The following is a 24,140-nucleotide window of genomic DNA, read 5'->3' as shown; positions in this document are numbered from 1 at the left end:
CTCTCTTTGAATGGAACAAATGATACTCATAATCTGCAAACTCTTTGTCATGGTCATCATAAGCAAAAACATTTGTACCAGTGAGAAGCCGATTATTCAACGCTGTGGCTATCTGAATCATCTATCGATAAACACTGATCATTTCTTTTTCAAATGGCCACACCCCGTTTAAAGCCGGAGACCCAAAAATTTTAAGCGTATTTTGTCACACTGACTTTTTAATACTCACCCCGTTGGCCCTTAAATCGAATATATTAATCCTCACGCAACATACTATTTGCATTTGTAATTATAGAACTCTCAACAAACAGGAGTCAGCTTCAGTGCAAAAAACATTTCTTACTTTAAATCTCTTCGTCGCTTCAATTTTTATTTCTACTTTGGCCCAAGCTGCTCAATCGACAGCACTGGTAAAGGTATCCCAATGTGTAAAAGAACTCCAAGGTTTAACTGGTGACGAACTGAGTGATAGTTTGGGGAAAATTTCTAAAAATCCAGAAAGTAGAATTTCTTTTATTCTTGGGGAGCAACCTCAATTAGATCATACAAAACTTGGAACTGAAGGACTTGATGTTTTACATAAATTAGATCGTCTTATGGTTGGGTAAAGTGAACTTAAGTATACATTAGCTCAAGCTGTACAAAGAGGTTTTAGTGGAACAAAGAGTAAAAACAAACCTATAGCTTCATTTTTATTACTTGGAGTTACTGGAACCGGTAAAACATTAACGGCCGAAGCAATTGCTGAGGCAATCAATGGTGACCCAGACGCAATGGTTAGAGTAGATTGTGGTGAACTACAAGAAGAACATTCAATATCAAAACTTACTGGTTCACCTGCAGGTTACATAGGCCATGGTCAAACAGAAGCGCTCATTACACCTGAAATATTGGCTAAGATTACTAGTAAAAAACATAACGTAAATATCGTTTTAATCGATGAAATTGAAAAAGCGAGTGCTAGTCTTGAACGCCTACTTTTGGCAATCTTAGATACTGGAAAAATGACTACGGCTTCAAACAAAGTAGTTGATTTTTCAAATACGATTTTTATACTGACAAGTAATCTTGGTCAGGGTGACATGCAAAAAATTCTTACAGAAAATAACAATATTGGTTTTGCAAAAATAAATACTGGCACTGCCACTGATCAAATGAAAAAACGTGATGATCGCCTTGTGAAAGCCGCATTATATGCAGCAGGAAAACGATTATCACCTGAATTTTTAAATAGAATTAATAAGACGTTTGTATTTTCACAACTTACCCCAGAAGAATCTTTGAAAGTGTTAAACATGAACTTGGCCGCTGTGCAGCGGAAAAACTTCTTTGCCAACACTATGACATAAGTGTTTTTCAACGTTTCTCCTGAGGCTAAAAATGTTATTTTGAAAAGTGGATATGAAGCAAAATTTGGCGGGCGAAGTATTCGTCGTACAGTAGAACATTTAATTGCAGATCCGTTAACGAATTTGCTTTCGGCAGATCAAGTCAAGTCAGGCGATGTTGTGAATATTACGGCTTCAGCTGATAAACGGTCACTTGTATTTACTGTAGTCGCAGCTGAATTGACTCTTGAGGAACAGTTCACACTTTACAGAAAAGTATACGGAAATGATATCGCCCCTCCATATCAATTCAAAAAAGCAGATGGTCTTGATTGAGAAAAGTATGATGTGAAAAATTACCCGCAATTTTTAGCGGAAATAGATTCAGCCACAGATATTAATACCAAGTTTGATATGATTTTTGATTTCACAGTGAAATCACCAAAATTTAACGATAGAGAATTTTTAGATTTGATGAAGCGTTTGCCCGAAGACATGAATTACGGTGCAAAAAATAGCGGTAAAATTATTTCTGCATTAGAGATGTTTGGTTTTATTGGTGCTTGGAAAAAAATGGAACTTGAGCCCACCAGGCTTTACTTTTATTGGTATGGAATGGGTCGAATTCAAACATTATCTACAGCGAATAAAAAAGAAATGATCGATACTTTAAGTGTCATGATGAGAAGTACTGCCACTTGGTTTAAAGAACAAAATATTGATGAAGGTTTTACTTCGGCTGTACTTAGATTTTTAATTCAACAACATACCAGGGTAATAAGTCTTCCTTCACCTTAAGTCTTAAAATAGCGTGCTGTCATTTGAGCGATGAGTTCGCGTACTTTTGAACTTGGATGAACAATATTAATTAAAAAAAGAAAAATGTCAGCAATTACCGGATCATCAGATTTAACGATTGTGCCATTATCTAAAACAAGTCCTTGAGTTGAGACATACTTAAATTTACGTCCATCAAAATCTATGATTGTTTCGGTGGTTTTAAAACCCACGAAATATTTTTCTGGGTTTTTCCACATCTCAATGAATCCATCGGTTTTAGGAATTTCATTTTCTGAAAGTTGTATACAAAAGCGTCCAAGGTCACCGGGTTTTGTCACATCAAAGAAACGAACATAAAATCGTGGGTCAACATCGGTAAATTTAAAATGCCAGTGGGTTCCATTTACACGCAGTAGTTTTGCCTTTTGAACAAACTCAGCACCTACTTTCCATGTAAATTTAAATTGACCAATATCTCCTGGTTTCATATTCAGTTGAGGGCTTGTGAGCAAAAATCCACCTACACTTAAATTCGCTACAGGTAATTTGACATTGTTCAGAAATATTGTAGGAAGGCGCCCGATTGCTCCGAAAGATGGGTACGCAATACGTGCGTGTTTTCGTTTCTCAGCGCCAAAATATATATGACCGCTAACGGGAGCCTCAGTGGCGGTGCTTTCAGGGAAAAACAAATTTTTTAAACTTTTAAACATAAATCACCCCCGCTATAGATAATCAAGTGTCTGCATGTTCATTCAAAATTAATGGGATAATTCACAATAATGGGATCTCCATTAAACGAGCGAAAACGCGCACGTTGAAGTGTTGTCACAACACATTGCTGAAGTGCCGGGTCTGGAATTGTACTGCCGATCACGCGCGCTGTGCTGATGGTTCCATCTGATTCAATGGTGAGGGAAGTATCAATGCGCCCGCGGGCATCTGGGTTAAGTCGTAAATGTTGAGCGAAACAGCGATTTAGAAACGTCTTTTGATTTTTAATAACGCTGGCGATGTAGCTATCGGGGAGTGTTTCTTTCTCAATTTTTTTCTTCTTAACACGTTGTTTTTGTTTAATGTCATCTAATCCAATGCCAGTAAGAGGGGGAGTTGGTTTTGCTTCGCGATCAAGCATTGACAAATTTAGTTTTAAAACTTCAGCACCTTTGAGTTTAACTTTTGGTCCAGCGCCTTGGCTTAAAACTTTTACACCTCCACGCAAGAACGTTAGTTCTAAAGCGCCTGGGCCTGAGCCGTAATCTTCAATGATGATTAACGAGTTTGGTTCTAGTTCTACTTTTAGGCCTGATTTAAATGAAATGATGGCCGAGCTATCGAGGTCCGTTGAGACTGTGTCTTTTGCGTGAAGACCTTGTTGGTTATAGGCTTTGTAGTAAGTCAGTGATTCAGGTAAACGAAAACGCACATTTTTATTAACACTTACCACTTCTGCGATCACAGGACGTGAGTCAAAGCGTAATGAATACCGTTGCCACCATTCCCAAATTTGTCCCTGAAAGAGCAAGGCCAAAAGGGCTATGATGATGAGCGCAGCTGCAACTATGTTTTGGACTTTGCGGTTCCGCAAAGTTTCTCCTTATTTACTTGCCGCTTGGTGCTGCGGGGGCTGGTTGAGCTGGCACAGCTAGGGGTGCTGCTGGAACGGCCGGTGCGACTGGCGCTGATCCTGAAGGCGCAACGGGCATTGAGTCAACAACCGATCGACCTGAGTTTCTTGAAAGCATTAATGTGAGTCCAATACAGGTGAGCATGAAAACTACTGCGCAAACACGAGTGAGTTTAACCATGAAGCTAGCAGCACCTGAGGCACCAAAAATTGTTTGGCTAGAGCCACCACCAAATGAACCGCCAACGCCGCCGCCTTTACTGTCTTGCAAGAGAACAACAACGATTAAAAACAGTGCAACTGCGATATGTAAAATGGCGATGAGTGTAGTACCTTGTTCCATGACTATTAACTCCTTTTATTTCCTAATTCCTGGACTATAAGGGGGTTTGACCGATTAGAGCAAATGTTTTTGGTATTAGTGAGGCTTTGCCCACTAAGAATCCATCAATATTGGGTAAAGCGCTTAATTCGCGGCTATTATCAGGTTTAACACTGCCTCCATAGAGTATCTGGATTTCAGCAGATCTTGCCGGGCCATACTTTAACGATAGGACTTGCCTGATCATCTGATGGGCTTCTTCAGCCTGGGCAGGGGATGCGACCTTGCCAGTTCCAATGGCCCAGACGGGCTCGTAGGCCAATGTTAAAGGCTGCGATGGATCCCATAAACTTAAACCTTCATGGAGTTGTTTTTTAAGAACTTGGCTAGTTAAGTTTTCATCACGTTCATTTTGTGTTTCACCCACACAAAGCATGGGGATAACCCCAGCTTCATTAAGTGCTTTTACTTTTTTTGCACAAAGAGAATCTGTTTCTCCAAAAATTTGTCGACGTTCTGAATGACCTACCAGCGTATAGGTGCATCCTAGTTCTTTGAGCATCATAGGGCTGATTTCACCAGTGAATGCGCCTTTTTGCTCAAAGTGACAGTTTTGCCCACCCCATTTTATAAAACTGCCGTTTAGAGTTTCTTGCATTGTCATAAGATTTACAAATGGCGGAAAAAAAACCCATTCACGATGTGCATCGGGCGCAACTATTTCTTTAAATTCTTTTAAAAAGGCTAACGTTTCTTTTGGGCCATGATGCATCTTCCAATTGCCGGCAAATATTTTTTTTCTCATGTGTATTCCTTAAGAACTGCATCAACACCTTTTTGGCGAAGTACTTCAAGGCCGGGAAGTTTTTGACCCTCTAAATACTCAAGACTTGCACCACCACCGGTTGAAATATGAGTCATTTGTGAGGTAAATCCTGCTGCTTCTACGGCAGTTACAGAATCACCCCCACCTACAATGGTCACTGCTTTATATTCATGAGTGATGTTTGCTAATGTTTTTGCAACAGCGAAAGTCCCTACTTCAAAAGGCTGTGTTTCAAAAGCACCCATCGGACCATTCCAAAAAACTGTTTTAGCATTTCGTAATTCTTCTTGAATAAGAGCTACAGTTTTAGGTCCGATATCTAAACCCATCAGGCCATCAGGAATCGCTGGAGTTGGAGTTCTTTGTGAATCGGCATGTGCCTTAAATTCTTTTGCGACCACATGATCAATTGGTAAAATTAGTTTTTTGCCGCGATTTTTAAATCGTTTGAGAAGATCTTTTGCCAATTGGATTTTATCTTTTTCAACTAGAGAAGTTCCAACTGTAATGTCTTGAGCTGCTAAGAAAGTATAAGCCATGGCCCCACCGATAACAAAAACATCGACGCGGTCCATGAGGTTATCTATGACTCCCATTTTATCACTCACTTTTGCGCCACCTAAAATAGCTACAAAGGGGTGTTGTGCTTGATGAAGCAGTTTATCGAGCATCTCTACTTCTTTTTTGATGAGAAAACCAATGCCTCTATGTTTAACAAGACTAGGAAGTGCTGCCACCGTGCAATGCGCTCGATGAATAGCGCCAAAAGCGTCGTTGATAAAAACTTCTGTGAATGAAGCAAGATTAGTTGCCATATCCATGGAGTTTTTTTCTTCACCAGAAACAAAGCGTGTATTTTCTAAAAGAAGAACTTGTTTTTCAGTTAATCCACTTAAAACACCTTTAATGCCTTCACCAACGGGATCTTCAAAGAGGATAACCTCAATGTTAAGTAGTTCACTTAGTCGATTACCAACGGCTAAGAGAGAATACTTTTCACGATCTTCGGGTGTATCTTTGGGTCTACCCAAATGACTTGCGAGAACTATTTTTGCTTTTCGTTTAAGTGCGTATTGAATCGTGGGGAGCGCGCCTCGAATGCGTGTGTCATCGGTGATGACTCCGTCTTTCATGGGCACATTGAGATCAAGGCGAATGAAAACACGTTTTTCGTCAATGTTGAGTTCTTCAATAGTTTTAATATCAATAAGTCCTGAACTCATAATCCCAGTTTAGCCATGTAAAGGGCGAGATCGACCATGCGATGACTAAAACCTGATTCATTATCATACCAAGAAAGCACTTTTACTAAACGCGGGCCCACCATTTGTGTACACAAAAGATCAATAGTGCTTGAAGCGGGGTTACCATTAAAATCTGTGCTCACGAGTTCGTTTTCTTCACAAACAACAATGCCACGGTAATCGCCTTGAGCGGCTTTTATAAGGGATTGATTAATTGATTCAACGGTTGCATCTTTTTTAAGATTAGCTACGAAATCTACAAGACTTACATTAGGTGTGGGAACACGAATACTCACACCGTCGATTTTACCTTTAAGTTCAGGAATAACTTTTCCGACACTTTTAGCTGCCCCAGTAGTTGTGGGTATCATGCTCAGTGCTGCAGCTCGTGCGCGCCGTAGATCTTTGTGGCCTGCATCCATTAAGCGTTGGTCATTGGTATATGAATGAACGGTGGTCATGAGGCCACTTTCAATTCCAAAATTATCATTTAAAATTTTTGCAATGGGAGCCAGACAATTTGTTGTGCAACTCGCATTACTCACGATTGTGTGTTTTGAAGGGTCATACTGTGTGTGATTCACACCCATGACGATTGTGATATCTGAATCATCAGCGGGGGCTGAAATCATAACCCGTTTTGCCCCTCCTTTTTTGATATGAAGATCAGCATCATCACGTTTTTTCAAAGCACCTGTGCATTCTAAAACCAAATCGATGCCATGTTTATTCCAGGGGATCCCACCTGGGTCACGTGTTGAAATAACAGGAATTTTTTTACCATTTACTGTGAGACTATTTTCACCAGCCTCAACTGTTCCAGGAAAGCGTCCGTGAATACTGTCGTAAGTTAAAAGATGTGCGAGGGTTTTACAGTCGGTTGTGTCGTTGATGGCTAAAATATCGAGTTTTTCAAAACCCGCGCGAAAAAGAACGCGACCAATACGACCAAAACCGTTGATGCCTACTTTAGGACGTGATGCCATTTTGATCTCCTTAATGCTGTCAAAAACGGGCTAAATGTAGCTTGTGAAATGCCATGGGTCAAGAACCGAAATAGTTGAATTCACTTTGTTTTGATGATAGCCCCTGTCTCATGAAAGTACTAAAGCAGCAAGTGCAATTATTTATTTTGGTTTTGAGTATTTTACTTCTTACTTCGCAAACCTTTGGGGCGTTAAAACCAGGTGATCTTATTTTTTTAAAGATGCCCTGTTATGTGTGCTCTCTTATTGAGAAAACAACTAATTCTCCATTTTCTCATGTAGGAATTCTTGATCGTGATGCAAGTGGAGCGTGGGTAGTGATCATGGCGATTGAACCAAAAGTAATGGCCGTTTCACTTCAATATTTACTTAGTCGCATTAATTCACAGCCCGTTTACATGCGTATGAAATCAGTAAACGGGCAGATTTTAGCAATTAAAGCTGTGCAAAATGCACGTCGGTTTATTGGTACTCCCTATGATTCGGAGTTTAAATTAGGAATTTCTGAACTCTATTGTTCTGAACTGGTTTTTTATAGTTTTATGAACGCAAATAATGGAAATCCGGTTTTTTTACTTAGACCAATGACTTTTAAGCCTTTCACTTCAGAATGGACTTCAGTATTGCGTCATCCGCCACCAGAGGGGCTTCTAGGTATTAGCCCAGGTGATCTTGCGCGATCAATTTATCTTCAAAGAGTAAATTAACGAGCTCATGACAATTCTGTGACAAAACTATAGAAAATCTACCCTAACCTTAGAGTATGTTTGAAGATCTCGTAATTGTGCATCATGCAAAACAAAACAAGATGAAGGATCTAACTTTCTCAAAAGCGAAGGTGTCTTCAGCCTCATGGATACACTGGGCAACTTGTCTTCGTGAAATTCAAGTGGGAATCAATGACAACTCGCTCATAATATCTGATTCAGCTGAAATTTTTAACGGAGAAAAAGCATATGGGTTTTTTCTGGAAGTCGTCTGTGGTCTGCATTCTCCTATTATTGGAGAAACAGAAGTCATGGGGCAATTTAAAAATCTCATCGAGCAGACACAATTCCCTCAAGGCCCTTCAGGGCATGTTATGCGTAAGCTTTTTCAGTCGATACTGATAGATGCTAAAATTATTCGTACAGAATATTTAAAAGATTTGGGTAGTCGTACTTATGGAAGTCTTGTGCGTAAACATTTGCGCGATACAAAGACACTTGCAATTTTAGGTTCTGGTCAACTTGTACAAGAGATGTTGCCTTGGTTAATTGATGCCAATGCAGAATTAAATATTTTTTGCCGAAATCAAAAAGCTGGCCTAAAACTAAAAGAAAATTATTCTAAACTATTAATACGTGGTTTTAACAAACCTGCTTTTCAAAAAATAAAGGCAGACACCATTGTCATTGCGGCTCCTCTTGAAAACTCAAAAATTGAAAACTGGTTTTTGAAAAACACTGAAATGAAACGGGTCGTTGATCTGAGGCATAACTCTAGTCAATCTCCTTTAAATTTAGGTTCAAAAACTGAAGTGATTGTACTTCATGATCTTTATTCAGAGTTGAGCCAAACAGATAATGAAAATTCAAATCGAGTCACACTTGCAAGATCACATATTCAAAAACTCATTGAAAATCGTTTCAAAAAAACTGAATTAAGGCCATTTGGTTGGGAAGATCTGTGCGGCTGATTTTAGCCTCCAGAAAAAGTGATCTCGCGCGCATCCAAGCGTATGCCGTTGGTCAGGCACTGCAAAAAGCTCATCCTCAAATAGAAATTGACTATCAGTTTCGTGAATCAATGGGTGATAAAAATCTGAGTGATCCCCTCTGGAAAATGCCTGAAAGAGGAGTTTTCACAGAAGATTTTTATCAAGATCTCATAGCGGGTCATACCGATCTTGTTGTTCATTCATGGAAAGATCTTCCCGTAGAAACGCGCGCGGGAACTGAAATCATAGCGACAATGTTACGAGCTGACGCACGAGATATTTTAATTGTTAAAAAAAGTGCATGGTCAGAAATTGTAAACACTGAAGTTTTAAAAATATTTTCTTCGTCTCCTAGGCGGGCTTATAATCTTAATGATTTTTTAAAAGAAGCTCTTCCTACAAAGATTAAAAAAGTTGAGTTTGAATCTGTGAGAGGAAATATCCCGACACGTTTTAGAAAATTAATGACCACGGATTCAATTCACGGTCTTGTGGTTGCTAAAGCCGCACTTGATCGTTTGCTTTCAGCTTCGCAAGATGAATTTCTTGAAACTAAAAATCAATTACTCATGTCATTAAAAGAGTGTCGATGGATGGTTTTGCCATTGAAGAAAAACCCTACTGCAGCAGCCCAAGGTGCTTTGGCCATAGAGATTCGAAAAAATCATAGTGAAATTAAAAAACTTTTAGCGGCAATCAATTGCCATAATACATTTCAAACTGTTTCACTTGAGCGTGAAATTTTAAAAAGTCACGGCGGCGGGTGTCACCAAAAAATTGGGGTCACAGTTTTAAAGCGCCCGTACGGGCAGATTACTTTTCTACAAGGGCTAACAGAGCAAGATAAATCACTTGATAGTGTCACTTTAGTTTCTTCAGATTTAAATCAATTTGATAATCCTAAAGATAAAGTAACACGTGATAAAGTATGGCCTCTTGAGACATCCGATGTTGCATTTTTTGAGCGTGAAAATTTGAACATTAAAGAAGTGTCAGATAAAAATACTCTCGATGGCCTATTAATCTCAAAAGCTGATGCTTTACCTCAAAATTGGAACATTTCTCATGACAAACTTGTCTGGGCTGCAGGATTAGAAACATGGAAGAAATTAGCCCAAAAAGGGGTGTGGGTTTGGGGATGTGCTGAGGGTTTGGGAGAGTCAGAGGACCCCGCTTTAACTGAGCTTATGGGCGCAAAAGTAGGGTTTTTACGTCTAACCCACGCTGATGCCGATAGCATCACAGGTACTTCAGAAAGCTTAGCGACATATAAATTGGTTCCTAAGGTAAAAGACTGGCCAGATTTAACCGGGAAAACGCATTTTTACTGGATGAGTGGGTCGGCTTTTTTAAGAGCCATGGAAATTTTTCCAGAGCTTATTGCTGCAAGTCATAGCTGTGGACCTGGTCATACTTATCAAGTTATAAGTGAGAGACTTAAGGGCCTAAAAAACCCGTGTATTTTTTTGAGCCACCAAGATTGGTTAAAGCAGGTAACAATATGAAAAGACTCCAGCGACTAAGAAGTAATATTCACTTAAGAAATCTCTGCGCTCAAACTGAGTTTAATTCAAGTCAACTCATTCAACCACTTTTTATTGTAGAGGGTTTATCTCAAGATGAAGATATCAAGGGACTCAAAGGTACACGCAGACTCAAGCGCGAATCAGCATTAAAACAAATTGAATTAGATTTAGAAGCCGGAGTTCGACAATTTATTTTATTTAATGTTCCTCAAACTAAAGCCAGTGAAAGTTTTAATCACAACTTTTCAAGTCAAACAATTTTAGAAATTAAAAAACGTTTTGGCGATTCACTTCAATTATGGATCGACACCTGTCTTTGCTCGCTGACAACTCACGGGCATTGTTGTGTGTTTCATGACAACGGCACTCGAAACCATGAATCAACACTTAAAGAAATTGCACTCACAGCTTTAAGTTACGCCCAAGCAGGTGCTGATGGCATTAGCCCAAGTGACATGATGGACGGCCGAGTATCTGCAATAAGAAAAATCCTTGATGAAAAGAATTTTGAAAACACACCGATCATGAGTTACAGCACAAAATTTTCAAGCCAATTTTATGGCCCATTTCGAAATGCAGCTGATAGTAGCCCTAAGTTTGGTGATCGAACTCAGTATCAAATAGATGTGAGAAATCCTCGTGATGCGATGAACGCAAGTTTGAGGCGTGCTGAAGAAGGTGCTGATCTATTGATGGTAAAACCAGCTATGACTTCACTTGATTTAATTCAACCCATTTCAACGCTCACGGGTCTTGGTGTAGGTGCTTATCAAGTGAGTGGTGAGTATGCGAGTCTCGTATTACTTGCAGAAGCAGGGCTTGTTTCATTTGAAAAAGCACTTCTTGAAACGTGGCATGTTCTTAAAAGAGGCGGGGCGCAGTACATCATCACTTACGGTGCACGCTTGGCTAAAGAATTAGGAGTTAAGAATCCATGAATTTATCTGAACAGTACTTTGAGCGATCATTAAAAATTGCACCCGGCGGTGTTCATAGCCCCGTACGCGCTTTTAAAAGTGTAGATGGAAAGCCCATCTTTTTTAAAAAAGCTCAAGGGGCAATGCTTACTTCTGTTGACGACAAAGAATACATAGATTTTTGTCAAAGTTTTGGTCCGTTAATTTTGGGTCACAGAGATCCTGAAGTCAGTGAAATTGTTCGTGAGACAGTTGAGATGGCTTGGAGTTTTGGTACGTGCGAACCTTACTCCCTTGAACTTGCAGAATGGATTACCCAAAGAATTAAATGGGTTGAAAAACTACGTTTCGTTTGTTCAGGCACTGAAGCTGTGATGAGTGCACTGCGTGTAGCAAGGGCTGCAACAAATCGCTCAAAAATTGTAAAATTTGAAGGTTGTTATCATGGGCATGTGGATTCATTGCTAGTAAAAGCGGGTAGTGGACTCGCCGGTGAATCAAGTTCTGACAGCGCAGGGGTGACACCTACTCAAGCGGCTGAAACACTTACTGTACCACTTGATGATGATCAAGCACTTGAAAAAACATTTCAAGAACATGGTTCAAAAATCGCAGCCATTATTTTTGAACCATTGCCAGCAAATTACGGGCTTCTCATTCAGCGAAAAGAATTTATTCAAAAAGCTGTAGATATAGCTCGTAAAAATGGTGTGCTCATTATTTTTGATGAAGTCATTTCAGGTTTTAGAACTGCAATCGGTGGTATGGCTGAAATTTTAAATATTACTCCTGATCTGGTTACTTATGGAAAAGTAATTGGCGGTGGATTTCCTGTTGGAGCCTACGGAGGTCGCAAAGATCTAATGGATCTCGTCGCTCCCCAAGGACCCGTTTATCAAGCGGGCACATTAAGTGCTAATCCCATCGGAATGCGTGCAGGCCTTGCTACACTTAAAAAAATTCAAAGTGGTGGTGTGCATGTAGCACTTGAAAAGAAAACTGCCGCGTTTAGTAAAGAGCTTCAAAATATTGCTGGCCGATATGACCTTCCATTGCAAGTAACACAGTTTGCCTCGATTTTTTGGCTCCATGCTCGTACTGATCAGCCTATTAGAAGTATTAAGTCCATTCCAGGGCATCATAAATCACTATTTAATAAAATATTTCACCGAGCCCTCAATGAAGGCATATATTTAGCGCCAAGTGGTTATGAGGTGAGTTTTATGTCAATGGCACATACAGATTCTGTACTCGATCAAACTCTCTCGCGTTTTGAAAAGGTTTTTAAAGGGGTCAATGGCTAAGACGTTTTTCAAAAAACCAAAAGTATTTTTACTCATTGGTGCTTGGTTGGCACTGACGGTTTCACTTACGTTATGGTGGATGATTTTTGGTTTAAAACAAATCGAAAGATTAGCGGCCATTAACCACACATTGCCAGAAGAAATAATTAAGGCCCAGCGCATGCTTCATTGGGAGGGTTCTTTTCTCGTCGCCCTTTTAGTAATTGGTGGGATTGCTCTTTTTAATTTTAGTAGGCGTGAACAACGGCGCCATAATCAGATGAGCGAATTTTTTGCTACAATGACTCATGAGTTAAAAACGCCGCTGGCAAGTCTTCGATTACAAATCGAATGTCTTCAAGAAGATCTGCAAAATACAGAGCACGCAGTACTCATTGAAAGACTCCTTAAAGATTCAGCGAGACTTGAAGTTCAACTTGAAAACGCACTTTTCTTAGCTGGTGTGAAAAGTGCTGAGCAGTTGCATCTTGAAACTTTAAAATTAAAACCAATTTTATCACATCTTCAAAATCAATGGCCTGAACTTAAAATCGAAGTCAGTGGAGATTGTCATGTTAAAGCAGATGTTCGAGCCCTTGAGGGTGTGCTTAAAAATATCATTCACAATGCTCGTATTCACGGAAAAGCAACCCAAGTTGTAGTTGCAGCTCAAAGCCATGATCATAAAATCAATCTGACAATTCAAGATAACGGCACCGGATTCTTGGGCAATACTGATAAATTAGGTGAACTCTTTACAAGACACACCCCTTCCAGCGGGAGTGGTGTTGGATTATACTTGGCTAAAAAATTAGTTGAGAAGATGGATGGCGATATTGAATTTCATTCATCACCCAAAGGGTTTACTGCACAGATTGTTTTGCAGGGAGGGAGTCATTGAATAAGCTCCTACTTGTCGAAGATGATGTTTCTTTGGGGCAAACACTCCAAGAGCGTTTGACTAAAAAATCTTATGAAGTAGTTTGGGCAAAATCAATTGCTCAAGCTCGTGAGCGCGTGAAGAGCAGTCGATTTGATTTAATAATCTTAGACGTTGGCTTGCCTGATGGTTCAGGGTTTGATTTTGCAAAAGAAATTAAAAAATATCAGTTGGCTCCATTAATTTTTGTAACAGCGATGGCCTCTGCACAATACCGTTTATTGGGATTTGAACTTGGTGCTGAAGAATATATTCCTAAGCCATTTCATCTCAAAGAATTATTCATGCGCATCAAACATGTATTAGATAATCATGCTCCAAAAAATTTGATTTCATGTGGTGATCGACAAATTGATTTTGAGCGTATGGTGGTTATTGATTCAAAAAGAAAAGAAACCGTAATTTCAACTCGCGATTTTCAATTATTGCAGTTGCTCATCAAGTTGGCTCCACGAGTCGTGAGTCGAGATGATATTTTAGATTCAATTTGGGGAGAAGAGAAGTTCCCTACAAATCGCACCGTTGATAATATTATCGTGCGCCTTCGTCAGCTATTGAAAGATGACGGAAAATACATTCGCTCTGTACGGGGAGTTGGATACCAATGGATGGGTGAAACTGGAGATACACGTGGCTAACGAAAAATTTCAAAATGCGATTAAACGAGTTGTGCAAAAAGTGCCACCGATCTGGTTTATGCGACAAGCTGGCCGTTATCATAAGCATTATCAAAAATTACGCGCTCAACATTCGTTTATGGAGCTTTGTAAGAATCCTGAATTAGCGGCATTAGTGGCCATGGGGCCCATTGAAGATTTTGATTTTGATGTGTCTATTTTATTTAGCGATTTACTATTTCCACTTGAGGCACTTGGAATGGGGCTTACATACGGAGATCAGGGTCCTGAATTAGGCTGGCAGCTTAATAAAGATACACTTAAAAAATTAGGAAGCGTTGATGATGCCATTCCCCAACTTGAATTTCAAAAAACGGCCATGCAACTTACGCGTCAAATGTTACCCCAATCAAAAAGTCTTATTGGTTTTGTCGGTGGCCCCTGGACTCTTTTTTCATATGCAGTTCAAGGAAGTCATGATGGAAATCTAACTAAAGCAAAAAATGCTTTAGATATATTTCCACGCTTTTGTGAAAAAATGATTCCGCTTTTAAAGGAAAATATTCAATTACAATTTGATGGCGGGGCAGAAATTATTATGGTTTTTGACACCGCTGCTGGGGAATTAGCTCCTGAATGGTATAAACATTTGATTGTCCCTGAGCTTAAAAAACTTTCTGAAAGTTTTCCCCATAAATTAGGATATTACTCAAAAGCCACGCAAAAAAGTCACTTAACACATGATGTATTTACACAAGGTAAGTGGGCTGGAATCGGTTTTGATCATCGCTGGGATTTAAATGAGAGTTTTCAAATGGCCTCTCACGGTTTTGTTCAAGGAAACTTTGACCAGTCTTTTTTATTTGGTACACGTGATGAGTTTAAAAATAATCTAGGCAATTATCTTGATAAAATAAAAAGTCTGTCCCCTGAACAAAGAGCAGGTTGGGTGAGTGGTCTTGGTCACGGGGTTCTTCCTCAAACTCCTGAAGAAAATGTCAGACTCTTTGTACAAACAATTCGAGAGGTCATGGGATGACCACAATGTCTGATCTCATGAAAAAGTATGACATCCCTGCACCTCGGTATACGAGTTATCCTACAGTTCCTTATTGGGAGAATAATCCTACATCTGAGCAATGGATCCAGGCTTTGACCCAAGCATATGGTGATGAAAAAGCCACATGGTCACTTTATATGCATATTCCGTATTGTGAATCGCTTTGTACTTTTTGTGGGTGTAATACGACTATTACCAAAGATCACACCAAAGAAGAACATTATGTAAATTTGCTTTTAAAAGAGTGGGATCTCTATGTCCAAAAAGTTCCACAGATTTTAAATAGACCACTTGAAGAGTTGCACCTTGGTGGAGGTACACCGACATTTTTGTCTCCAGAATCACTCACAAAACTTTTAAGACCTGTTTTAGAAAAAGTTAAAAAACATTCGCAATCTGTTGAATGCTCAATTGAAATTGATCCACGTCGTACAACTGCCCAGCATTTAAGTTCGTTAAGAGAATTGGGCTTTAAGCGTGTAAGTATGGGTGTGCAAGATTTTGATCCAGAAGTTCAAAGGCTTGTTAATCGTGTTCAACCTTTTGAAATAACATCCTCACTCACTCAAGAAGCAAGACGACTTGGATATACTTCAGTTAACTATGATTTAATCTACGGTTTACCAAAACAAACCCTCGAAACAATCGAATCCACAATGCGTTTAACAACAGAACTTAAGCCCGATCGCATAGCACTTTATAGTTATGCCCATGTTCCTTGGATCAAGCCAGCTCAAAGGCTCTTTACCGATGCTGATTTGCCAACTGGAGAGTCAAAAAGACAACTTTACGAAAGATCACGAGAAATTTTAGCAAGTGCAGGTTATATAGAAATTGGAATGGATCACTTTGCACTGCCTCATGATTCGTTAAATATCTCTAATCAAAAAAAGACACTTCACAGAAATTTTATGGGTTATACACACAGGCGAACAAGTATTCTCTTGGGTCTTGGTGTGAGCGCAATTTCTGAAACCCCAAGTTGTTTTCATCAAAATGAAAAGGTTTTGCCGGTTTATGATCGTTTAGTCAATCAAAGTAATATTCCCACATTTCGTGGTCATCTGCTAACGGATGATGACCGTCAAGCTCGTGAGCAAATTTTATCTCTTATGACAAATGGAAAAGCCATTATACAAAATAATCAAGTTGAAGATTTAAGAAGTTTTTTAGCTCCGATGATCGAAGATGGCTTAGTCAATATTACTGAATCAACTGTGAGCATTACCCGCCTAGGAAAAGCTTTCTTGCGAAATGCTTGCATGGCTTTTGATAGACGCCTGCGAGCAAAGGCTCCGGCGACAAAGTTATTTTCACAGGCTCTTTGATGAAAGTTCATATTATAGGTAGTGGTTTTTCAGGTTTAACTTCTGCCTTTTATCTTTATAAATCAGGTTTTGAAGTTGAAGTCTTTGAACTCGAGAAAAATTCTGGAGGATTAATTCAAACGATTAAGACACCGTGGGGATTATCTGAAACTGCTGCAAATGGTATTTTAAACTCAGTTTTATTAGAAGATCTTTGTAAAGATATTGGGCTTACACTTGGGCAACCTAAAAAAACTAGCAGACGACGTTTTATTTTTTGTCAAAGGCCTCGTCAGTGGCCACTTGGTTTTAGAGACACCCTTGTTGTTTTGTGGAGATTCATATTTAAACGTAATAAGCTTCCAAAACCATATGAGAGTGTCGCTCTATGGGTGACGCGCCTATTTGGTAAAGCAGCTTTAAAATGGCTAGTGAGTCCAGCTCTTCATGGTATTTATGCAGGCGATACAGAGAAAATGAGTGCAACACTTATTTTTACTACTCTAAATTCTCGTGAAAGAGTAAAAACTCAAAAGTACCGTGGAATAGTATCTCCTCAAAACGGTATGGGAGAAGTTATTTTAAAATTGCAAACTTATTTGCAAGCTCAAGGTGTCAAATTTTATTTTGAAACTAAGTATGAACTTTCTAAATCTTTAGATCATCCAATCGTTATTAGTACATCAGTAGATGGGGCTTCTGGAATTTTAAGAGCTCATTACCCTGAATATGCGCAAAAACTTTCTGACATTGAGGTTTTACCAGTTATTTCAGTCACACTTTTTTACAAAAAAGGAGCAGAAGCTCTCAATGGCTTTGGGTGTTTGTTTCCCCGAGAAACAGGCTTTAGAGTTTTAGGAGTTCTGTGTAATGATAAAATATTTGAAAATCGATCATCGGGGCATTCAGAAACGTGGATTTACGGTGGCGCTTTAGATAAGACCGTAATCGAAAAGTCAGATGAAGAAATTATAAAATTAATTAAATCAGAACGTGAAAGATTGTATCATAAGGTTGATGAGCCATTGGGGTTTAGCATTAACAGATGGAACAAGGCCTTGCCACATTACACACTTGAATTAGAAAAAACTCTCAACGAGAACTGGCAAGATAATTTGGCAAATAATAATATTTGGCTTATGGGTAATTATCTAGGCTCTCTAGGGCTTTCCCAAATTTTAGTGAGTACTAGTCAATTGCCTGAGAAAATTAAAATAGCGTCAAAAAAAATTCAAGAGAACCTAGTATGAGTTCACAAAAGACGGGCATTTTACTTATTAATCTTGGCACTCCAAAATCTCCAAATGAACAAGACGTACGAGTATATCTTAAAGAATTTTTGATGGACCCATTGGTGATTGATATTCCTTACATTTTTCGTTGGGTTTTAATTAATTTAATTATTCTAAGAAATAGACCGAAAAACTCAGCCCTGGCGTATCAAAAAATATGGACTACTCAAGGCTCACCACTTTTATTTAACACTTTAGATTTAAGCCAAAAAGTACAAAACATTCTTGGTGCTGGTTTTCACGTCATCGTCGGAATGCGATATGGCCAGCCATCAATTCAAAATGCACTGAAACAATTTAAATCTCTCGGAATTGAGAAGATTAAGGCACTCCCACTTTACCCCCAGTACTCACTCGCGGCCTCTGAATCTTGTATTCAAGAAACAAAGAAACAAGTACTAAAATACAAAATTAAGGATATTTCGTTTGTGCCGCCTTTTTATTCAAATGATTTATTTATTGAATCGTTTGCTAATAACGGACGTGCGCAAATTCTAGCAAGTAAACCAGATCATATTCTTTTTAGTTTTCACGGAATACCTGAAAGACATGTGAAAAAAACTGATCTGACTAAATCTCATTGTTTAAAATTAGAAAATTGTTGTGATCAAATCACTCAAGCAAATAAAAATTGTTACCGCGCTCAATGTTTTGCCACAGCAAAACTATTGGCTGACAAACTAAGTCTTAATCCAACACAGTATACGGTTTGCTTTCAATCACGGCTTGGGCGCACACCCTGGATAAAGCCCTATACCGATGTCGCCTATGGGGAACTAGTCCTAAAAGGCAAAAAAAGAGTTCTTCTTTTTTCACCCTCATTTGTAGCTGATTGTTTAGAGACGCTAGAAGAAATTGTCATCCGCGGGCGTAACGACTTTCGTGCATTGGGTGGAGAAGAACTATGGCTTGTGCCTTCGCTAAATTCAAGTGATCAGTGGGCAAAGGCGGTGACCCAAATGCTGCAGCCGCAATTAATAAATTAATTCAAGGTATGAATTCATCAATCAGTGCAGAATATAATTCTTGATACTGGCAACCCAGCGTTCGTAAAAACCGGTGTAGTAAGTTCTGAAAAAATCTTCTTCTTTAAAGAGATTGTTTACACCGGCACGAATTAAATCTTTTGGAACTAATGGCCATTTTTTCTGAAATACAACCATGGCTTCTTCTTTAATAAGATCAATCTGCAAAGAATTACTTACGATTGTAAGAGTGTATTTCAAGGCCGACCCGTTGGGGCAAGAAGTTGCTCTCTCTTGAGTTATAAGTTCAGAACTAAAATCATCTAAAGCAAAATGAGGATATTGGGGCAAGAGTTTACACTGATGATTAAACGTCTTGTCGTTTGTCCATTTAGATGTGCAGTTCATAACAAGCTTTGGAAATATAGCCGTATTATCAGAGGCCACAGGTCGCAATTCTACAAGTACAATATCGTTTGTGTCAGGTGCACGTGGAGGTGTAGGAAGCTGAGGATTTGTTTTACTTTGTGATTTTGTCATATCAATTGCAGCTATTTTAACAAATGGCCTTAAATTAAAATCAAATGGAATTGTATCTCGAGTGGCGTAGCTACCATCGATGTCTTTGTAAGCAGCATAATTAGTTATCGAGCCATGAACCTTTAAGGCGCTGTGGGGCACACATCGCTCATCGTTAATTACAATTGTTGCTGCGTTGGCAGTGCTTGCAAATATAACCAGTGTCATCAAAATGTTTGAAAGCATTTAGGTCTCCTAAATTTGTTCAGCCAAAGCAGTGATGCTTGACGCTGGTGAAGGTGTTGGTGTTGGTCGTGGATTAAGTAAGTCATCAAGATCATCGGTTTCTGGTGGAGGAGTATCTGTTGAAAAAGCTTGTTCAATCATTGATGACATCATCGTTTTCGCCATTTCTGCAAGATCACCAACGTGGCCAAGTGAAGTGGCCATATTGTTTAAGCTAGCTGTAACATTTTTCATTTCGAGTGATAAAATCGCAGCGTATTCTTGAAATGCTTTGAGTTGTCCTGATACGTCAGATGCATGCGCTGAAATCTGTCCAATATGACTATTTAGTAAATTCATTTGTTTGGTAACCAATTCCAATTCTTTGGCTACAAGCTCTAAGCGTTTGTTTGTTACTTCAAACTCGTGTTCGATGCGCTCGGTTTCTTTGGCGACTTGACTTGTGCTTTTGTCCATATTGGCAAGACGATCGTTTGTGTCTTTCATACAGCCAGTAATGAGTATTATCGGTATTAGAATTGTTTGAGTAAAATTTACAATACGCACTTATACCTCACGAAATAACAACACATGTCATAAACCCGCAATCAATGTGTTTCAACAATGAAATGCGCAATTAAAGCAATATTATGGGCTGGTAGCGATGTCCTGTGAAATCCCAATGAGCCCTGCTGAGGTGGTTTGTTCCATCTTTGGCTCTACAATTTTTGGATTATTTTTACTCCAGTTGCAGACATACGAAACAATAACTGATTGTAGAATCGTATACGTAATCATTAAACACCAAGCCATAACGACTTTGTCGACACCACAGGCCATTCCCACAAGTACTGCCATCAATAATGTAGTGCCCTGACCTTTGCCATCTACTTTAATTCTCAGGCGTACAAGACTAATCGCCGCACCTATTGCAAAAGCTCGAGCTAAGTTATTGTTAACTAACACCATGACTACCGTCATTCCGATTGTCAAAAAGAGGTAATTTCCAGCACCTAAAACGATTTCTGACATCTGATTGTTTGGATCAAGACCAGGTTTTGGAGAATTCTTTCGTAATCGCGTGGCAACCCAAATGCCCACCATCATCAACAAAATACCTAAGACAACGGAGTGACCCATAATCAACAAAGTTTTAATAAGTGGCAGTGAATCGCCAGAATCGGAGTTTAATTCGGCTAACTGATTTAAATGAAGACCGGACATAACTACTTCCTTTGCTTCAATAGCGCTTCTGAAATTGAGAAACAATATTTTGAGAAACTAACTTTTGGAGAACCCGTACTTTGAAGAAAATCAAGTACCCATTTAGGAATACTTCCCGAATGTTTTACTTCAAGTATTAAGTATTGCTCTTGAAGATAGCGTTCACGCATTGCTTGAATTTTACTCCAACTTGGACTTTCAATAATTTGATTCGCAGTTTTCTCATCAACTTCATGTTTGTGATTTGCCCGCAGTCTATTATCGATTGTGAGGCGTAAACCACTACCTTCAAAACAAAGCCTTTGGTAGGTTACAGCGCACTGTGGCCGTAATTCATAACGGATAATGTCTTGGTTAACTTTCTCAACCCGTTTTAATAACTTTTTAGAGCTCAATTCTGGGTTTTTATCGATCAGTTCCTCAGAGGGAATGATGGTTTTGCCAGAAAAGAGGCGGTGGTAATCGAGATTTCCAATTTGAAATCTGAACTTTTTGGTCACACACTCTTCTTTGGACTTACGTTCCAGAAGTATGAAGTCATTTTGCCAGATACCATTTGGGCCGTAACGACGCGTACGAAGTTTAAAGCGATTGTCTGCTGTGAAATGATCTTTAAATACACTCAATTCACTTGAGTCAAAATACATTGATTCAATCAAAGTATAGTGTGTCCCCGGAATGGGATACGAAGGTTCCATATGCTCTTGAATGACTTCAATGAGCTGTGAACTCAAACTTGCTTTAATAAAGAATTTATCTTCGATACGGGAAAAGTCTGTCTGATTTACAACCACGTTTTCTGTTTGTGGTGTGTATGACGAACCTCCGGAATGTATTGATTGAACAACTGCTAAGGAACTACCTGACTCTGCTTCATTGGTCACATGCCCTCCTACCCATTACCACCTTGCAGCGTAAGTATCGAATAATTGGGTTTGTGGCAATGAAATTTAACAAAAATCTAACAAATGTTTTTGAAAATAAAAGGAGGGGGCGTTGATGCCTCATACCCTGAAAAAAACTCCATTTCTTACAAAGTCAGAAAGTGTCTTTGTTTAAAATTGGAATGTATAAATTAAATGTAGTTCCTTTATCGATGGTACTGTGAAGATCTATACGGCCATTAAGTTGTTTAATGATGTCAGACACAATGGTTAATCCCAGCCCATGATTCTTGTTTTTAGATTTAGTCGAAAAGTAAGGCTTAAAGATATTCTTGCATGTGTGTTCGTCAATGCCTATGCCATCATCGCTGACTGAGAGGATAATGAATTGACCTGATTTAAGATTTAGGAGTTCTGCTGTTTTTTCGTTTATAGAAGTATTTTGAGTAGTAATTTTTATTGTACCGCCGTTGGGTAGGGCCTCTCGAGCATTTCCAACTAAATTAAGTAAAATCTGCTCGATTTGACCTGGGATTGCTGCGACAAAATCGTCCTCAGCACTCGGTGCGATAATGAGCTCAGTATTTTCATCGATAATGAGTTTCAAAGTGGTTCTGAATTCAAGTAAGAAGCTATTGAGACGATGAATTTCAAAATCAATCGATTCTTGTTTGCCATGTGCCAATAGCTGCTGAGTTAAAAGGCGGCTGCGCTCTACGCAGCTTCTAATTTGGATTGTGTGTTTTTCTGTACTAATCGTGTGTGGATCTTGAAGCAATAAATCGGTTTGAATTAAAATTGTACATAAGATATTGTTGAGGTCGTGGGCAATACCACTGGCAAAGTAATCCTTAGATTCTATTTGTCGCATGATTTCTAATCCTTGTTTGTAAACCAAATATGTTTATGTAGCTTGACATTAATTTTCAACTAAATAAACAATATTTATATTTAAGAACGTAATAATTAACAAATTTCCAAAAACCGTTTTATGTTTGACGCACGGTAAATATTCCATGGTCAGGGTTTAAATAATTTATTTTGTACTTTAAGAAATATGGTTTTTTGTTATTATCAAGGCCATCCGCATGATTGATGTTGAGTACTAAAGTAGAAACAACGAGAGCGTAATTTAACGAGAGGTATAAATGTTATTACAACACAAAAATATTGGAAATTATTTAAAGAAAAAAAGGACTTTAAAAAAACTTACCCAAAGTGAAGTTGCCCATCAGTTGGGTTATAAAAGTGCCCAATTTATTTCTAATTGGGAAAGAGGTCTTTGTTCTCCACCCCTAGAGGCAATCTCAATGCTTATTGACATATATGGTTTATCGAAGACAGAAGTCGTAGAGTTTCTTATTGAAGAGAATAAGCGTGTCATCAAAGAAGGCCTGGATCGTCATAGAAAAACTAAAAAGGCTTGATTTAAGGCAGTCTCAACCGTTGGCAATCAATCAAATAAAAATAGTTTATATTTGTCTGCAAAACACTAAAGTCATTGGTCTATGATGTCGATGAATCTTGTATAGTTCATACGGGGGCCTATGCAGGAACAAATAAGACAACTTAGTGCTAATCTTGATTTCAAGCCCGAAGCAAATAAAGTCTTATCACATTTGCTGTTTAATGCTGTCGTATTTAGCTTGGCGGTGCTGCTTATCAAGCAAGGGTCGACTATTTGTTATTTTCTGGCTCAGGCCTTTTGGCCGATTTTGTTTTTTCGTAATTTTACATTGATGCATGATGCGGTACACGGTGCTGTTTCAAAGAGTAAATCATTCAATAACTCTATGGGATATATAGCCGGGGCACTGTGTTTTTTACCATATTGGCCTTGGAAGCAGGTGCATCTTCAGCATCATTACTGGGCAGGCAATATTGATCAAGATCCAACCATGAAAATTATCAAAAACTTTAATCCAGAAGCACATACCCTAGTGGCGGTTTTACAGTTTTTTTGGCGATCGTGGATTCCATTACTCGCATTTATGCAACATATTGTGTTTTGGAGTGCTGGGTTTAAATCAATAGTGAAGAGTAGTAAAAAGGATTTTTCATGCAATATGTATTCTTATGGAATGCCACTCATTATTTATTTTGCGATTTATAAAGGATTGGGTTTGGGGTTTTTAGACATTGCGCCAGGATTAGCAATTTATTTAGTTATGGTAGAAGTCATTAATTTCCCCCACCATCTTCAATTGCCCCAGAATCGTGGCAATAAACTACTGCCAATTTGGCGTCAGTATGAGGTTACAAGATCATGCTCTTATCCAAAGTGGTTTTCATATTTGATAATCAATAACTTTAATTATCATGTGGAGCATCATTTATTTCCCATACTTCCTTGGTACAGACTCCATTTGGTAAGGCCATTACTAAAGAATATCGTAGGCAGATCGTATAATGAATCAATACGTGGGGAGTGGATTTTACAAAGTCGCAAGCAATCTATGTCTAAAGTATTGATATATTCACCTGAGCAAATATTGAATGCAGAGGATAAAGTAGCCTCAAGTTTCTAGGTTTAAGTAAATAAACTTTATTCTGAATTGTGTGTAATATA

At 38.7% G+C, this 24,140-nt stretch carries 28 protein-coding genes; 17 read left to right on the top strand and 11 right to left on the bottom strand.

What is annotated here, in order from left to right; genetic code table 11:
* Positions 1 to 323: 323 nt before the first annotated feature.
* The 4 genes from SGI74_03800 (at position 324) to SGI74_03785 (ending at position 2,126) form a co-directional block, all read left to right on the top strand.
* A complete protein-coding gene (locus SGI74_03800; protein ID MDZ4676612.1) occupies positions 324 to 608 on the top strand; it encodes a hypothetical protein in 285 nt (94 codons plus the stop codon).
* 72 nt (positions 609 to 680) lie between these two features.
* Positions 681 to 1,349: an AAA family ATPase gene (locus tag SGI74_03795; protein ID MDZ4676611.1), complete on the top strand. Its 669-nt coding sequence runs from the start codon at positions 681 to 683 to the stop codon at positions 1,347 to 1,349.
* Positions 1,350 to 1,664, top strand: a complete 315-nt coding sequence (locus tag SGI74_03790) for a hypothetical protein (protein ID MDZ4676610.1) — start codon at positions 1,350 to 1,352, stop codon at positions 1,662 to 1,664.
* A 12-nt stretch (positions 1,665 to 1,676) separates the two neighbouring features.
* A complete protein-coding gene (locus SGI74_03785; protein MDZ4676609.1) occupies positions 1,677 to 2,126 on the top strand; it encodes a hypothetical protein in 450 nt (149 codons plus the stop codon).
* Here the strand turns inward: SGI74_03785 and SGI74_03780 are convergent.
* Genes SGI74_03780 through gap form a run of 6 tightly spaced genes read right to left on the bottom strand, consistent with a single transcriptional unit; the run spans position 2,123 to position 7,113 of the window.
* Positions 2,123 to 2,821 carry a PilZ domain-containing protein gene (locus tag SGI74_03780; protein ID MDZ4676608.1) on the bottom strand — a complete coding sequence of 233 codons (699 nt, stop codon included), beginning with the start codon at positions 2,819 to 2,821 and terminating at the stop codon, positions 2,123 to 2,125. The two genes, SGI74_03785 and SGI74_03780, sit on opposite strands and share 4 nt — an antisense overlap.
* 38 nt (positions 2,822 to 2,859) lie before the next feature.
* A complete protein-coding gene (locus SGI74_03775; GenBank protein MDZ4676607.1) occupies positions 2,860 to 3,696 on the bottom strand; it encodes an AgmX/PglI C-terminal domain-containing protein in 837 nt (278 codons plus the stop codon).
* 13 nt (positions 3,697 to 3,709) lie between these two features.
* The gene (gene secG, locus SGI74_03770) at positions 3,710 to 4,078 is read right to left on the bottom strand and encodes a preprotein translocase subunit SecG (GenBank protein MDZ4676606.1); all 369 of its coding nucleotides are present in this window, start codon (positions 4,076 to 4,078) and stop codon (positions 3,710 to 3,712) included.
* A gap of 34 nt (positions 4,079 to 4,112) precedes the next feature.
* Positions 4,113 to 4,862, bottom strand: a complete 750-nt coding sequence (gene tpiA, locus SGI74_03765) for a triose-phosphate isomerase (GenBank protein ID MDZ4676605.1) — start codon at positions 4,860 to 4,862, stop codon at positions 4,113 to 4,115.
* Positions 4,859 to 6,091 (bottom strand): phosphoglycerate kinase, encoded by a 1,233-nt coding sequence (locus tag SGI74_03760; protein MDZ4676604.1) that lies wholly within the window; start codon positions 6,089 to 6,091, stop codon positions 4,859 to 4,861. Before SGI74_03760 ends, tpiA begins: the two co-directional genes overlap by 4 nt.
* Before the next feature lie 11 nt (positions 6,092 to 6,102).
* The gene (gap, locus tag SGI74_03755; GenBank protein ID MDZ4676603.1) at positions 6,103 to 7,113 is read right to left on the bottom strand and encodes a type I glyceraldehyde-3-phosphate dehydrogenase; all 1,011 of its coding nucleotides are present in this window, start codon (positions 7,111 to 7,113) and stop codon (positions 6,103 to 6,105) included.
* Positions 7,114 to 7,223: 110 nt separating this feature from the next.
* Between gap and SGI74_03750 the strand changes: the two genes are divergently transcribed.
* The 11 genes from SGI74_03750 to hemH are packed head-to-tail and all read left to right on the top strand — an operon-like array spanning position 7,224 to position 18,740.
* Positions 7,224 to 7,820, top strand: a complete 597-nt coding sequence (locus SGI74_03750) for a YiiX/YebB-like N1pC/P60 family cysteine hydrolase (GenBank protein ID MDZ4676602.1) — start codon at positions 7,224 to 7,226, stop codon at positions 7,818 to 7,820.
* A 56-nt stretch (positions 7,821 to 7,876) separates the two neighbouring features.
* A complete protein-coding gene (locus tag SGI74_03745; protein MDZ4676601.1) occupies positions 7,877 to 8,791 on the top strand; it encodes a hypothetical protein in 915 nt (304 codons plus the stop codon).
* Complete coding sequence (gene hemC, locus SGI74_03740) at positions 8,782 to 10,317, top strand: hydroxymethylbilane synthase (protein MDZ4676600.1); 1,536 nt, start codon at positions 8,782 to 8,784, stop codon at positions 10,315 to 10,317. The genes SGI74_03745 and hemC overlap by 10 nt, the downstream gene beginning before the upstream one ends.
* Positions 10,314 to 11,276, top strand: a complete 963-nt coding sequence (gene hemB, locus SGI74_03735; protein ID MDZ4676599.1) for a porphobilinogen synthase — start codon at positions 10,314 to 10,316, stop codon at positions 11,274 to 11,276. The genes hemC and hemB overlap by 4 nt, the downstream gene beginning before the upstream one ends.
* Entirely contained in the window at positions 11,273 to 12,559 is a 1,287-nt protein-coding gene (locus SGI74_03730) for a glutamate-1-semialdehyde 2,1-aminomutase (GenBank protein MDZ4676598.1), read from the top strand. The genes hemB and SGI74_03730 overlap by 4 nt, the downstream gene beginning before the upstream one ends.
* Positions 12,552 to 13,439: a HAMP domain-containing sensor histidine kinase gene (locus SGI74_03725; protein ID MDZ4676597.1), complete on the top strand. Its 888-nt coding sequence runs from the start codon at positions 12,552 to 12,554 to the stop codon at positions 13,437 to 13,439. The genes SGI74_03730 and SGI74_03725 overlap by 8 nt, the downstream gene beginning before the upstream one ends.
* The gene (locus SGI74_03720; GenBank protein ID MDZ4676596.1) at positions 13,436 to 14,116 is read left to right on the top strand and encodes a response regulator transcription factor; all 681 of its coding nucleotides are present in this window, start codon (positions 13,436 to 13,438) and stop codon (positions 14,114 to 14,116) included. The genes SGI74_03725 and SGI74_03720 overlap by 4 nt, the downstream gene beginning before the upstream one ends.
* Positions 14,109 to 15,134: a uroporphyrinogen decarboxylase family protein gene (locus SGI74_03715; GenBank protein MDZ4676595.1), complete on the top strand. Its 1,026-nt coding sequence runs from the start codon at positions 14,109 to 14,111 to the stop codon at positions 15,132 to 15,134. Before SGI74_03720 ends, SGI74_03715 begins: the two co-directional genes overlap by 8 nt.
* On the top strand, positions 15,131 to 16,483 hold the full coding sequence (gene hemN / locus SGI74_03710; GenBank protein MDZ4676594.1) for an oxygen-independent coproporphyrinogen III oxidase: 1,353 nt from the start codon (positions 15,131 to 15,133) through the stop codon (positions 16,481 to 16,483). The genes SGI74_03715 and hemN overlap by 4 nt, the downstream gene beginning before the upstream one ends.
* Positions 16,483 to 17,712 (top strand): FAD-dependent oxidoreductase, encoded by a 1,230-nt coding sequence (locus SGI74_03705; GenBank protein MDZ4676593.1) that lies wholly within the window; start codon positions 16,483 to 16,485, stop codon positions 17,710 to 17,712. Before hemN ends, SGI74_03705 begins: the two co-directional genes overlap by 1 nt.
* Entirely contained in the window at positions 17,709 to 18,740 is a 1,032-nt protein-coding gene (gene hemH, locus SGI74_03700; GenBank protein MDZ4676592.1) for a ferrochelatase, read from the top strand. The genes SGI74_03705 and hemH overlap by 4 nt, the downstream gene beginning before the upstream one ends.
* 21 nt (positions 18,741 to 18,761) lie before the next feature.
* On the opposite strand, the gene SGI74_03695 is transcribed toward hemH, so the two are convergent.
* The 5 genes from SGI74_03695 to SGI74_03675 form a co-directional block, all read right to left on the bottom strand.
* The gene (locus tag SGI74_03695) at positions 18,762 to 19,484 is read right to left on the bottom strand and encodes a hypothetical protein (protein ID MDZ4676591.1); all 723 of its coding nucleotides are present in this window, start codon (positions 19,482 to 19,484) and stop codon (positions 18,762 to 18,764) included.
* A 9-nt stretch (positions 19,485 to 19,493) separates the two neighbouring features.
* Positions 19,494 to 20,030: a hypothetical protein gene (locus SGI74_03690; protein MDZ4676590.1), complete on the bottom strand. Its 537-nt coding sequence runs from the start codon at positions 20,028 to 20,030 to the stop codon at positions 19,494 to 19,496.
* An 81-nt stretch (positions 20,031 to 20,111) separates the two neighbouring features.
* Complete coding sequence (locus SGI74_03685; protein MDZ4676589.1) at positions 20,112 to 20,687, bottom strand: hypothetical protein; 576 nt, start codon at positions 20,685 to 20,687, stop codon at positions 20,112 to 20,114.
* A 2-nt stretch (positions 20,688 to 20,689) separates the two neighbouring features.
* The gene (locus SGI74_03680; GenBank protein MDZ4676588.1) at positions 20,690 to 21,571 is read right to left on the bottom strand and encodes a polyphosphate polymerase domain-containing protein; all 882 of its coding nucleotides are present in this window, start codon (positions 21,569 to 21,571) and stop codon (positions 20,690 to 20,692) included.
* A 154-nt stretch (positions 21,572 to 21,725) separates the two neighbouring features.
* A complete protein-coding gene (locus SGI74_03675; protein MDZ4676587.1) occupies positions 21,726 to 22,442 on the bottom strand; it encodes an ATP-binding protein in 717 nt (238 codons plus the stop codon).
* 277 nt (positions 22,443 to 22,719) lie between these two features.
* Here SGI74_03675 and SGI74_03670 point away from each other — a divergent pair, with 277 nt between their 5' ends.
* Both SGI74_03670 and SGI74_03665 read left to right on the top strand, forming a co-directional pair.
* On the top strand, positions 22,720 to 22,998 hold the full coding sequence (locus SGI74_03670; protein ID MDZ4676586.1) for a helix-turn-helix transcriptional regulator: 279 nt from the start codon (positions 22,720 to 22,722) through the stop codon (positions 22,996 to 22,998).
* A gap of 120 nt (positions 22,999 to 23,118) precedes the next feature.
* Complete coding sequence (locus tag SGI74_03665; protein ID MDZ4676585.1) at positions 23,119 to 24,099, top strand: fatty acid desaturase; 981 nt, start codon at positions 23,119 to 23,121, stop codon at positions 24,097 to 24,099.
* Positions 24,100 to 24,140 lie beyond the last annotated feature (41 nt).

The sequence above is a fragment of the Oligoflexia bacterium genome (assembly GCA_034439615.1).
Classification (GTDB): Bacteria; Bdellovibrionota; Bdellovibrionia; order JABDDW01; family JABDDW01; genus JAWXAT01.
The sequence above is the reverse complement of the archived record's forward strand: the minus strand, read 5'-3'. Positions and strand labels throughout refer to the sequence as shown.

Excerpts from the sequence above, each read along its gene's own strand:
- SGI74_03725 (MDZ4676597.1), top strand. The coding sequence starts at position 12,552 with ATGGCTAAGACGTTTTTCAAAAAACCAAAAGTATTTTTACTCATTGGT.
- SGI74_03750 (MDZ4676602.1), top strand. The coding sequence starts at position 7,224 with ATGAAAGTACTAAAGCAGCAAGTGCAATTATTTATTTTGGTTTTGAGT.
- gap (MDZ4676603.1), bottom strand. The coding sequence starts at position 7,113 with ATGGCATCACGTCCTAAAGTAGGCATCAACGGTTTTGGTCGTATTGGT.
- hemN (MDZ4676594.1), top strand. The coding sequence starts at position 15,131 with ATGACCACAATGTCTGATCTCATGAAAAAGTATGACATCCCTGCACCT.
- SGI74_03670 (MDZ4676586.1), top strand. The coding sequence starts at position 22,720 with ATGTTATTACAACACAAAAATATTGGAAATTATTTAAAGAAAAAAAGG.
- SGI74_03730 (MDZ4676598.1), top strand. The coding sequence starts at position 11,273 with ATGAATTTATCTGAACAGTACTTTGAGCGATCATTAAAAATTGCACCC.
- SGI74_03780 (MDZ4676608.1), bottom strand. The coding sequence starts at position 2,821 with ATGTTTAAAAGTTTAAAAAATTTGTTTTTCCCTGAAAGCACCGCCACT.
- hemH (MDZ4676592.1), top strand. The coding sequence starts at position 17,709 with ATGAGTTCACAAAAGACGGGCATTTTACTTATTAATCTTGGCACTCCA.
- SGI74_03705 (MDZ4676593.1), top strand. The coding sequence starts at position 16,483 with ATGAAAGTTCATATTATAGGTAGTGGTTTTTCAGGTTTAACTTCTGCC.
- SGI74_03745 (MDZ4676601.1), top strand. The coding sequence starts at position 7,877 with ATGTTTGAAGATCTCGTAATTGTGCATCATGCAAAACAAAACAAGATG.
- SGI74_03685 (MDZ4676589.1), bottom strand. The coding sequence starts at position 20,687 with ATGTCCGGTCTTCATTTAAATCAGTTAGCCGAATTAAACTCCGATTCT.
- SGI74_03665 (MDZ4676585.1), top strand. The coding sequence starts at position 23,119 with ATGCAGGAACAAATAAGACAACTTAGTGCTAATCTTGATTTCAAGCCC.
- secG (MDZ4676606.1), bottom strand. The coding sequence starts at position 4,078 with ATGGAACAAGGTACTACACTCATCGCCATTTTACATATCGCAGTTGCA.
- SGI74_03675 (MDZ4676587.1), bottom strand. The coding sequence starts at position 22,442 with ATGCGACAAATAGAATCTAAGGATTACTTTGCCAGTGGTATTGCCCAC.
- hemB (MDZ4676599.1), top strand. The coding sequence starts at position 10,314 with ATGAAAAGACTCCAGCGACTAAGAAGTAATATTCACTTAAGAAATCTC.
- tpiA (MDZ4676605.1), bottom strand. The coding sequence starts at position 4,862 with ATGAGAAAAAAAATATTTGCCGGCAATTGGAAGATGCATCATGGCCCA.
- SGI74_03695 (MDZ4676591.1), bottom strand. The coding sequence starts at position 19,484 with ATGCTTTCAAACATTTTGATGACACTGGTTATATTTGCAAGCACTGCC.